At 65.0% G+C, this 10,086-nt stretch carries 11 protein-coding genes; 8 read left to right on the forward strand and 3 right to left on the reverse strand.

Annotated elements, in window-relative coordinates; genetic code table 11:
- Positions 1-44 precede the first annotated feature (44 nt).
- The 3 genes from ACFFN1_RS10595 (at position 45) to glpK (ending at position 3,427) form a co-directional block, all read left to right on the forward strand.
- Complete coding sequence (locus ACFFN1_RS10595; protein ID WP_376840694.1) at positions 45-359, forward strand: antibiotic biosynthesis monooxygenase family protein; 315 nt, start codon at positions 45-47, stop codon at positions 357-359.
- Between the two features lie 125 nt (positions 360-484).
- The gene (locus ACFFN1_RS10600; RefSeq protein ID WP_376840695.1) at positions 485-1,927 is read left to right on the forward strand and encodes a glyceraldehyde-3-phosphate dehydrogenase; all 1,443 of its coding nucleotides are present in this window, start codon (positions 485-487) and stop codon (positions 1,925-1,927) included.
- Positions 1,928-1,930: 3 nt separating this feature from the next.
- On the forward strand, positions 1,931-3,427 hold the full coding sequence (gene glpK, locus ACFFN1_RS10605; protein WP_376840696.1) for a glycerol kinase GlpK: 1,497 nt from the start codon (positions 1,931-1,933) through the stop codon (positions 3,425-3,427).
- Between the two features lie 43 nt (positions 3,428-3,470).
- Here glpK and ACFFN1_RS10610 read toward each other — a convergent pair whose 3' ends face one another.
- The 3 genes from ACFFN1_RS10610 to ACFFN1_RS10620 are packed head-to-tail and all read right to left on the reverse strand — an operon-like array spanning position 3,471 to position 6,841.
- Positions 3,471-4,436, reverse strand: a complete 966-nt coding sequence (locus ACFFN1_RS10610) for a D-2-hydroxyacid dehydrogenase (RefSeq protein ID WP_376840697.1) — start codon at positions 4,434-4,436, stop codon at positions 3,471-3,473.
- A gap of 24 nt (positions 4,437-4,460) precedes the next feature.
- Entirely contained in the window at positions 4,461-6,158 is a 1,698-nt protein-coding gene (locus ACFFN1_RS10615; protein ID WP_376840698.1) for an MDR family MFS transporter, read from the reverse strand.
- 5 nt (positions 6,159-6,163) lie between these two features.
- Positions 6,164-6,841: a TetR/AcrR family transcriptional regulator gene (locus tag ACFFN1_RS10620; RefSeq protein WP_376840699.1), complete on the reverse strand. Its 678-nt coding sequence runs from the start codon at positions 6,839-6,841 to the stop codon at positions 6,164-6,166.
- A 98-nt stretch (positions 6,842-6,939) separates the two neighbouring features.
- Here ACFFN1_RS10620 and ACFFN1_RS10625 point away from each other — a divergent pair, with 98 nt between their 5' ends.
- The 5 genes from ACFFN1_RS10625 to ACFFN1_RS10645 all read left to right on the forward strand — a co-directional run bounded on the left by ACFFN1_RS10625 (position 6,940) and on the right by ACFFN1_RS10645 (position 9,988).
- Positions 6,940-7,896, forward strand: coding sequence for an NAD(P)-dependent oxidoreductase (locus tag ACFFN1_RS10625; RefSeq protein WP_376840700.1), 957 nt, complete (start codon positions 6,940-6,942; stop codon positions 7,894-7,896).
- Positions 7,897-8,000: 104 nt separating this feature from the next.
- Positions 8,001-8,687, forward strand: a complete 687-nt coding sequence (locus ACFFN1_RS10630; RefSeq protein ID WP_376840711.1) for an asparagine synthase-related protein — start codon at positions 8,001-8,003, stop codon at positions 8,685-8,687.
- Positions 8,684-8,941 (forward strand): PqqD family protein, encoded by a 258-nt coding sequence (locus tag ACFFN1_RS10635; protein WP_376840701.1) that lies wholly within the window; start codon positions 8,684-8,686, stop codon positions 8,939-8,941. Before ACFFN1_RS10630 ends, ACFFN1_RS10635 begins: the two co-directional genes overlap by 4 nt.
- Positions 8,942-8,955: 14 nt before the next feature.
- The gene (locus tag ACFFN1_RS10640) at positions 8,956-9,375 is read left to right on the forward strand and encodes a lasso peptide biosynthesis B2 protein (RefSeq protein WP_376840712.1); all 420 of its coding nucleotides are present in this window, start codon (positions 8,956-8,958) and stop codon (positions 9,373-9,375) included.
- Positions 9,368-9,988: a class I SAM-dependent methyltransferase gene (locus tag ACFFN1_RS10645; protein ID WP_376840702.1), complete on the forward strand. Its 621-nt coding sequence runs from the start codon at positions 9,368-9,370 to the stop codon at positions 9,986-9,988. The genes ACFFN1_RS10640 and ACFFN1_RS10645 overlap by 8 nt, the downstream gene beginning before the upstream one ends.
- Positions 9,989-10,086 lie beyond the last annotated feature (98 nt).

Below are 10,086 nucleotides of genomic sequence, written 5' to 3' on the forward strand. Positions count from 1 at the left end.
TAGGCTGAGGGCAGATCCACCCGCCGAAGCACAGGAGAGTCCCCATGTCAGTCGTCAAGATCAACGCCCTCACCGTCCCCGCTGAGACCGGTGACGAGATCGTCAACCGCTTCGCCCCGGCGATCGAGAACCTCGACAGCTTCGAGGGTTTCGAGCACTTCGCGCTGCTCAAGCCCACCGATGAGCGCGAGGTGTGGTTCGTCTACACGCAGTGGGCCAGCGAGGAGGCCTATGAGGGTTGGAAGAACTCCCGCGCCTTCGCTGCCGGACACAGCGGCTCCGGTGAGAAGCGCAAGCCGGTGGCCACCGGTGCCGAGCTGCTGGAGTTCGTCACCGCGCTCGAGACCTCCGCGCGCTGAGAGATCCCGGCGGCACGCAGCGGCCGCTGCCGCCGAGCGCCGGGCGCATCCGGGTTCGGCAGCGGACGAGCGTGCCAGTAGGATGTTGAGAAGTATCTGAGTCAGGATTCGAAAGGGAATTTCCGGTGACTGATCCAACGATCGCGAAAATGTCGGAGTGGGCAGCCAAGCAGAGCGCCGCTGAGGACATGATCCCCCTGGTGGGCCGCCTGTACCGCAACAATGAGGTGCTGCTCACCGTCTACGGCCGCAGCCTGCTGAACAAGTCCGTCAACGGCATCATCAAGGCTCACCGCTATGCCCGTCACTTTGACGGAACCGAACTCGATATGGCGCAGACCCTGCGTCTCATGACCGCGCTCGACAGCCTCGATCTGGGTCCCAGCCGCATCGACATCGGTCGGCTCAACGCTGGCTTCCAGGCCTCCGGCAGCGATGACCTCGACGCCTATCTGCGCAGCGAGCTCGCCGATGTCGTCGGCGGAGCTGACGGTGAGGCCGTCGAGCCGCAGGACGTCGTCCTCTACGGCTTCGGCCGCATCGGCCGCCTCCTCGCCCGGATCCTCGTCGACCGCGCTGGCGCCAAGAGCATGCGCCTGCGGGCGATCGTCGTGCGTCGCGGCGGCGACAACGACATCGTCAAGCGCGCCTCGCTGCTGCGCCGCGACTCGGTGCACGGCAAGTTCGACGGCAACATCGTCGTCGATGAGGAGAACAGCACGATCCTCGCCAATGGCGTGCTCATCCAGGTCATCTACTCCGATGACCCGGCCTCGGTCGACTACACGCAGTACGGCATCAACAACGCCATCGTCGTCGACAACACCGGCCGCTGGCGCGACGAGGAGGGCCTGAGCAAGCACCTGCAGTGCCCCGGCGTTGCGAAGGTGCTGCTGACCGCACCGGGCAAGGGCGATATCAAGAACATCGTCTACGGCGTCAACTCCGCTGACATCCTGCCCGAGGACACGATCCTCTCGGCCGCCTCCTGCACGACGAACGCGATCACGCCGGTGCTCAAGGTCATCAACGACAAGTTCGGTGTCCGCAACGGCCACGTCGAGACGGTCCACTCCTTCACCAATGACCAGAATCTCATCGACAACTTCCACAAGGGCTCGCGCCGCGGCCGCGCTGCCGGGCTCAACATGGTGCTCACGGAGACCGGTGCGGCGAAGGCTGTCGCCAAGGCGCTGCCGGAGCTCAAGGGCAAGCTCTCGGGCAATGCGATCCGCGTGCCGACCCCGAACGTGTCGATGGCGATCCTCAACCTCAACCTGGAGCGCGAGACCACCGTCGAGGAGCTCAACACCTTCCTGCGCGAGACCTCGCTGCATTCGGCGCTGCGCAACCAGATCGACTACATCGCCTCCCCGGAGGTCGTGTCGACCGACTTCGTCGGCTCCAAGCGCGCCGGCGTCGTCGATGGTCTGGCGACGATCGTCGACGGCGACCGCGTCGTCGTCTACGTCTGGTACGACAACGAGTTCGGCTACTCCTGCCAGGTCGTCCGCTGCGTCGCCGATATGGCCGGCATCGACACCCCGGCCTTCCCGAAGCGCAGCTGATCCATGGCCTGCGTCCTCGCACTTGATGAGGGCACCACGTCGACGCGTGCGGCCATCTTCTCCGAAGATGGCCGCACGGTCGCTTCTGCTGCCCAGGAGTTCCCGCAGCTCTTCCCCGCAGCCGGCCGCGTCGAGCATGATGCCGTCCAGATCTGGCGAGCCAGCCGTGAGGTCATCGGCCAAGCGCTCGGCACCGCCTCGCTCACCGGCGCGGACATCGCAGCCGTGGGCATCACCAATCAGCGTGAGACAACCGTCGTATGGGATGCGGCCACCGGCCAGCCGGTGCACCATGCGATCGTGTGGCAGGACACCCGCGGCGGTGAGTACGTCAGCATGCTCGCCGATGCAGCCGATGAGATCGCCGCGATCACCGGGCTGCCGGTCAACACGTACTTCGCCGGCATCAAGCTGCGCTGGCTGCTCGACAATGTGCCCCGCCTGCGTCAGCGCGCCGAGGCCGGTGAGGTGCTCTTCGGCACGATCGACACGTGGCTCATGTGGAACCTCACCGGCGGCACCCGCGGCGGAGTGCATCTGACCGATGTCACCAACGCCTCGCGCACGCTGCTCATGGACCTGTCCACCGGGCAGTGGTCGGAGCGGATGTGTCAGCTGCTCGACATCCCGGCCGCGTGCCTGCCGGAGATCCGGCCCTCAGTCGGACATTTCGGCGAGGTCGCCGGCGGCCAGCTGCTGGCCGGAGTGCCCATCGCCGGGGTGCTCGGCGACCAGCAGTCGGCGGCCTTCGGACAGTGCGGCTTCTCCCCCGGCGATACGAAGAACACCTACGGCACCGGCTGCTTCCTGCTGACGAACACCGGTGAGCAGATCCGCCGTTCGGCCAACGGGCTCGTCTCCACCGCCGCCTACCAGATCGAGGGTCAGCCGCTGCAGTACGCCCTCGAAGGCTCGATCGCCGTGGCCGGCGCACTCGTGCAGTGGCTGCGCGACAACCTCGGCCTCATCCGCACCGCCGATGAGGTCAACGACCTCGCCGCCGAGGTCGAGGACAACGGCGATGTGTTCTTCGTGCCGGCGTTCTCCGGTCTCTACGCCCCGCACTGGCGCCCGGATGCCCGCGGTGTGCTCATCGGCATGACCCGCTTCACCAGCCGCGGGCACATCGCGCGCGCCGCCCTGGAGGCCACCGCCTTCCAGACGGCCGAGGTGCTCGATGTCATGCGCCGGGACTCCGGCTACACGATCGAGCGGATCGCCGCCGACGGCGGGATGAGCGCCTCTGACATCCTCATGCAGTTCCAGGCTGATATCGCCGGCTGCGAGGTGGTCCGCCCGCAGATCATCGAGGCGACCGCTGCAGGGGCTGCCTATGCTGCGGGTCTGGGCACCGGGTTCTATCCCTCACAGGAGGAGCTCAGCAGCTACTGGCAGACCGATGCGAGCTGGCAGCCGCAGATCGCCGCGGCCGACCGTCAGCGGCTGCTTGCCCGCTGGTCGCAGGCGATCGAACGCTCCCTGGGCTGGGTCGAGAGCTGAGGGAAGTTTCGGCGCGGCTGCCACGGCAGTCACGCCCGCAGGCTCACTGCGCGGCGTAGCCCTTGTCCTTGTCGATGAGATTGGCCAGCGGCTCCCCGGCCCGGTAGCGATCCCAGTTGGCCATGAACTGTGCGGCCAGCCGATCCGACCAGCCGGCGGAATCGCCGCTCATATGCGGGGTGATGACGACATTTCCCATCTGCCACAGCGGACTGTCCTCCGGCAGCGGCTCAGGATCGACGACGTCGAGGCCGGCGCCGGAAAGCTGGCCGGAGTCGAGCGCTGCAACGAGGTCATCGGTGACGACCGTCGCACCGCGGCCGACGTTGATGAGGTGCGCGTGCTCAGGCAGCGCCGCGAACACCTCGGCACCGATGAGGCCGGTGGTCTGCGCGGTGAGCGGTGCGATGTTGATGAGCCAGTCGATGTCAGCGACATGGGAGGCCAGCTCGGCACTGTCGATGATCTCACCGAAGTCCGGATCCCCGCCTCGGGCCCGGGAACCGGCGCCGGCGACGTTGACGCCCACCGCCCGCAGCAGGCGGGCGATGGCCCGGCCGATCGCCCCCGTGCCGACGGTCATCGCCTGCGATCCAGCGATGTCGCGGGACTCGCGGTGCTGCCAGATGCGCTGCCGCTGGTGCTCCAGCGAGGTGGGCAGATCCTTCGCGAAGTGCAGCATGAAGGCGAGCACGAACTCGGCGATCGGCTGATCGAAGGTGCCGCGCGCGTTGGTGACGATCACCTCGGAGTCGCGCAGCTCATCGAACATGAGCGAATCGACTCCAGCAGAGGCGGCGTGGATCCACCTGAGCTCATCGGCTGCCCCGAACGCGTCCTTGAGCGCAGGTGAGAAGAAGTCCCACATGAGCAGCACCTCGGTGCCCGGCAGTGCGGCAGCCAGCTCATCGGCTTCGACCCAACGGACCTCGGAGGCTTCCTCCGCAAGCCGGTCGAAGTGGGCGGGACGCTTCTTGTCCGCAGCGGTGAGGATCGTCAGTACGGTCATCGTCGGCCTCCTGGCGGCAGTGGTTCAGCGGGTCTGCGGATCCGCCTCGGTCTCGGTGTCAATCGTAGACCGACGGCGCTCCCCAGGGCGTGCCTGCGCGCGTTCGATGCGCGTGGCCAGCGGCTTCTCCTGGATGAAGAAGAGGAAGACCACACCGATCACCGGCAGCGGCGCTGTCCACAGGAACAGGGGCACGAGAGCATCGTTGTAGGCGCTGATGATGACATCGTGCAGCTGGGCCGGCAGCTGTGCGAGGACTTCCGGGGTCAGCGCGTTCGGGCTCGCCTGCGCTGCTCCGCCGTCGCCCAGGCCGCTGAGCCGGTCGCTGAGATTGCTCATGAGCCGGGTGGTGAACAGCGAGCCGATGATCGCCATGCCGAAGCTGGCCCCGATCTGGCGGAAGTAGTTGTTCGAGGCGGTGGCGGTGCCGACCATCTCGACGGGGAAGGAGTTCTGCACGACGAGCACCAGCAGCTGCATGCTCAGCCCCAGACCGGTGCCCATGAGCGCCAGGTGCAGCATCGTGATCCAGGCGGGGCTGTCAGCCTGCAGCTGAGACATGAGCACGAGGGCTGCGACGACGAGCACCATTCCGACGATCGGATAGTGCTTGTAGCGGCCGTAGCGGGCGACGACGAAGCCGATGCCGGTGGAGGCGAGGAGCATGCAGCCCATCATCGGCACCATCATCAGACCGGCGCTCGCGGCGTCGACGCCGTGGACCATCTGCAGGTAGGTGGGCATGTAGCTGAGGACTCCGAACATCGCCACGCCGATCGTGAGACCGGCAGCGGTGGCGAGGACGAAGTTGCGGTCGCGGAACAGCGACATCGGGATGATCGGCTCGCTGGCCCTGAGCTCGACGAAGACGAAGATGACACCGGCGACGAGGCCGGTGGCGGCCAGTCCGAGGATGACCGGCGAGATCCAGTCGTACTGGTTTCCGCCCCAGGCGGCGATGAGCACGACCGCGGAGGTGAAGACGGCGATGAGAGCCATGCCGGCGACGTCGATGCGGGGCCGCTGTTCCGGGCGGGTGTCGGGTACGCGCAGCAGCAGAATCGCGGCGATGATCGCGAAGATGCCGAGCGGAAAATTCATGACGAAGTTCCAGCGCCAGCCGGGCCCTTCAGTCAGCCAACCGCCGATGAGCGGTCCGGCGACGGAGGAGACGGCGAAGACCGAACCCATCGCGCCCATGTACTTGCCGCGTTCGCGGGCGGGCACGATCGCGGCGATGATCGCCTGCGAGAGGATCATCATGCCGCCACCCCCGATGCCCTGGAAGACACGACCGAGGATGAGCAGCGTCATGTCCTGGGCGAGCAGCGCGAAGACCGAGCCGAGCATGAACATCGAAATCGCGAAGATGAAGAGCGGCTTGCGGCCGAACAGATCGCCGATCTTGCCGTAGATCGGCATCATGATCGTCGAGGCGAGCATGAAGGCTGTGGAGACCCACAGCATCTGATCGACGCCGTTGAGTTCGCCGACGATGGTCGGCAGGGCGGTGGCGAGCACCGTCTGGTTGAGCGAGAACATGAACATCGCGACCATGAGGGCGGCGAACACCCACAGGATCGCACCGGTCGTCATGTCCGAACCGTTGTCGGCGGGATCACTGGCAGCAGACGTCGCGGCACGGCTGTCAGCGGGTGCAGGCGCGCGGTGGCCTGCGAGCTCAGCTTCTGCCGTATGCGGCGGGGTCACGTCCTTTGCCATGCGTCTCACTTACCATTTCCCTTCTGAGGTGTCTGCGTTCCGGCCAGAACCGAGCGGAACAGCCGGATGGAACGTTCGAATGTCTCCTTGGAGAAGTCCGGGTCGGCGATCTGATCCGGTTCGGACTGCATCACGGTGCGCACAGCGAAGCGCAGCGGTACCGCGCACAGCTGCACGAGCATGAGCGCCAGCTCTTCCGGTGTGCCGTCGGCGCCGCCGAAGTCGATGTCCCCGCGGCGCAGCCGGGCGGCGACCACCTCGGCGGCGGCGTGTTCGAAGGCTTCGTTCTTCTCGAACTGGCGGCGCATGAGGGCCGGGTACCGGGCGAGGATCTGGCGGCGCTTGAGGACGACGTCATCGGAGTTGAAGGTCAGCTGATACGTGCCGTAGATGAGCCGGGCGACGTCTTCTGCAAGATCCGCTCCTACCGGGTCGACTTCGAGGAACTCCTCGATCTGGTCGGTGTCGATGACGACGTCGGTCATGCCGACGATCGCGTCCTCCTTCGAGGCGAAGTAGTTGAAGAAGGTGCGTGCGGACACGCCGGCGTCTTCGGCGATCTGCGCGACGGTGGCCTGCTCCAGGCCGTCCTCCAGGACGCGGTTGACGGCAGCGACATGGATGGCCCGGCGGGTCAGCCGGGCCTTGCGGTCGCGGAGGCTTTCGGTTTCGGTGGTGCTCACATAGAGATTTTGCGCCCAGTGCAACTTTACGTCAAGCGCAACTTTGCACCGTGTGCACTATTTCGCTTCTGTTCACCATCGGGTGCTGTGATGGGACCATGATCACCGCAATCTGGATCGGCGAGCAGGACCCCGAGGTGCTGTCACTGCTCCGCGACGCATTCACCCCCGTCCCCGGAGCCGAGCTCATCATCCCCGCAGGCACCGCGCCCTCGGATGAGGAGCTGGCCCGCACCGAGTACATCCTCAACGGCGCCGGCGTCCTCGACGAGGCCGTCTTCTCACGCGCCCCGAATCTGAAGATGGTCCAGCGCGTCGGCGCCGGCACCGACGGCATCGACTTCGACGCCGCGCGCCGGGCAGGTGTGACCGTCGCGAACCTGCCGGGCGCGAACTCGGTGGCCGTCGCCGAGCTCGCCGTCGCCTCGCTGCTGGCCTGTGCCCGCCACCTGCCTGGTCTCAACACCGCCACACATGCTGGAGAATGGACGCCGAATCGCTGGCTGCACTCCTCAATCGAGCTCTCCGGCAAGACCGCTGCGATCATCGGGCTCGGCCACATCGGCCGGCTGCTGGCTGCCCGGCTGGCGGCGTTCGATATGCGCCTGGTCTACTTCGACGTCTTCCGCCAGCCACCGGAGGTCGAAGAGCAGCTGGGCATTGAGTTCATGGCGCTTGACGACCTGCTGCCGCTGGCTGATGCGCTCTCGATCCACGTGCCGCTGACCGAGGAGACCAACGGTCTCATCGGCGCCGAGCAGCTCGCGGCGATGCCTGCCGGTTCGATCGTGCTGAATCTCTCGCGGGCCGGCATCGTCGATGAGGAGGCGCTGGCGGCCTCGCTGCATTCGGGGCACACGGCCGGTGCCGGTCTCGATGTGTTCGCCGGCGAGCCGAACATCGCCGGTCATCCGCTGCTCGACGCCCCGAATGTCGTCGCCACCCCGCATGCCGGAGCGCAGACCCGCGATACGGTCAGCCGCGTCTTCTCCCGGGCGGTCGAGAACCTCCTCGAACACGCCGCCGGCCGCACACCGGCGCACGTCATCGACTGATCACTCCCCCGGCTCCGCTGGCCGCCGTTCCCGAGGCGCCGTTGGAAGTCAGGAAGCGCGTCGAGCTCCTCCACGCGAGAACACGAATGCCGCGCCGCACGTTGATGAAGTGGGCGACTTCACGTTCCAGTTATCACCAGAGTCTCCACGACTTCATCCGCGATGGACACACGACACCAGGCTGGCTCAGCATGGAGTCGTTCGTGCCTTCGTGGGTGCACTATGGCGAAAAAACAAGAGAGTTTCTTGGATCCCAGCTGGAACATGTCAGGGTGTCGCCGTTGGGGACCACCGCAGAACAGCACGAAACCCTGTCGCGGCTTATTACCAGTGGCAGCATTCTCCGTCATGAAGCTCAGATCATGGTCCGATCCGGAGTCTTTGTGGAGGCGCCGTTCGGCGACGATAGGGTCGTGGACGCCGTCTTGCGGTCACCAGTTGGAACACTTCAAGACCCCAGACGAGTGAAGCCGGTGCTTCTCGATGCCATCGGAGATCTCCTGCCGCGGGCGATCGTGAACAGAACCGCCAAGACCGACAATACCGCCGCGATCTGGACCGGTCTCACGCAGAACGCCTCACGACTGCGCACGATGAGTACGAACATGCTTGCCTCACAGCTAAGCATTGTGAACGAGGACATGTTCCGTGCAAGTCTTCTCGGCCCCCACCCTCCGAGCCTTCTTCCCATGTCATTATGGCGAACACTCGCCGTCGAAGCTTGGCTCAGAGACAACGAAAGCCTGCGCCACCAGATACCTGCTGATTCGATCGGAGTGAAGCATCCATGAGTTCCCACGATCCCATCAAACTCGTCCGTGCCGATGATGGAAGTGGAGTCGTCCTCTCCCCGAGCACGGGAAAGTACTTCCAATTGAATGCCACCGCCGCGGGAGTACTCGAAATGACTTTGGACGGAATGGCCTTCAACGGCGTGGTGAACAAGCTGGCCGAAAAATTCCCGGAAGCAGACAAGGCTGCGATCAGGCAGGATGCGGAAGCCATTATCGGCGATTTTCGCACGCGAGGTTGGGTGACCACATGAGCAATCAGGTCAATATGGTTGTACCTCGACCGAGCTTCAATGGTGGGATCATCCGCCGGGTAAGGACGCTTGTCACGATTGGTGCGGCGAAACTCCTCGCTTCGCGGCGACCTGCCACCATTGAGAAGATCCTTCGCCGCGTCGCGGCGCATTGTCGTCCTGCCACAGCGGAATCATCGCTGAGTCTTCGGCGAGATGTTGAGGCGCTGAGCGTCACGTGCGCCGGTGAGGGGTGCTTGCCGCGCTCCATCGCCATCTGCCTCCTCTCCGCTCAAGCCGGCTTACGGTGGCCGACGTGGAAGACCGGCGTCACGATTGAACCGTTCCGCGCTCACGCTTGGGTCGAGTGCGGCGACAAACCGATAGGGGAACCTAAAGACTTTCGAGCGGGAGACTATTTGGTCACCATCGAGATAGGAGCGGGCCGTGACTGATGAAAACTTCAACCCCACCAAACCCAGCACCGGGTCTTCTGATCCGGCCGATTACGACGATGTGGCCAACCAGTATGGCGATGAGTTCATCAACTGGGCAGGCTTGCAACTCGCCAACCTGATCGATCCCGTCGCAGGTGAACGCATTCTCGATGTTGGTGCAGGCAGAGGCGCGGCGACCCGCCCCCTGGCCAGCAGGGGCACGGAAGTGTGGACAATCGACCTTTCCGAACGCATGGTCGAGTACCTGCGCGAGATAGTTCCGCCGGAGCGAGTCATTCGCGGAGATGCAGGCGACCTCCCTTACGCAGACGAGGAGTTCGACGGTGTCACCGCCGGGTACCTCGCGACGATCCTCCCGAACAAAATGGAAGGCATGTTAACCGAGTGGTCCCGCGTGCTGAACCCTCAAGGTCGGCTCGCAGTCTCTGAGCCGGGCCCTATTCATGAGGACTGGCTGTGGCTGCATGACGTCGCCTGCCAATTCTTTTCTCGCCCCACAGCCGAGGAACACAACCGCACGATCAGTAAGAACCTGGAAGCTCTCGTTCGTCTTGCTGCTGATGCCGGCCTTGGCCTAGAAGCGTCCTCCACTATCCGCCGTCCGACCTGACTTCCACAATTTTTGGGGTTTTCTTTGTGTCTGGAACTGTTTGTGCTGGTCAGCGTGTTGTGCGGTTCGCTCGTGGGTAACTACATGGGTGTCTGGAA

Source organism: Brevibacterium otitidis (genome assembly GCF_042429315.1).
In the GTDB taxonomy this organism is placed as follows: domain Bacteria; phylum Actinomycetota; class Actinomycetes; order Actinomycetales; family Brevibacteriaceae; genus Brevibacterium; species Brevibacterium otitidis.

Coding starts and splice junctions, on each gene's coding strand:
- ACFFN1_RS10595 (WP_376840694.1), top strand. CDS start 45: ATGTCAGTCGTCAAGATCAACGCCCTCACCGTCCCCGCTGAGACCGGT.
- glpK (WP_376840696.1), top strand. CDS start 1,931: ATGGCCTGCGTCCTCGCACTTGATGAGGGCACCACGTCGACGCGTGCG.
- ACFFN1_RS10610 (WP_376840697.1), bottom strand. CDS start 4,436: ATGACCGTACTGACGATCCTCACCGCTGCGGACAAGAAGCGTCCCGCC.
- ACFFN1_RS10615 (WP_376840698.1), bottom strand. CDS start 6,158: ATGGCAAAGGACGTGACCCCGCCGCATACGGCAGAAGCTGAGCTCGCA.
- ACFFN1_RS10625 (WP_376840700.1), top strand. CDS start 6,940: ATGATCACCGCAATCTGGATCGGCGAGCAGGACCCCGAGGTGCTGTCA.
- ACFFN1_RS10630 (WP_376840711.1), top strand. CDS start 8,001: ATGAAGTGGGCGACTTCACGTTCCAGTTATCACCAGAGTCTCCACGAC.
- ACFFN1_RS10635 (WP_376840701.1), top strand. CDS start 8,684: ATGAGTTCCCACGATCCCATCAAACTCGTCCGTGCCGATGATGGAAGT.
- ACFFN1_RS10640 (WP_376840712.1), top strand. CDS start 8,956: ATGGTTGTACCTCGACCGAGCTTCAATGGTGGGATCATCCGCCGGGTA.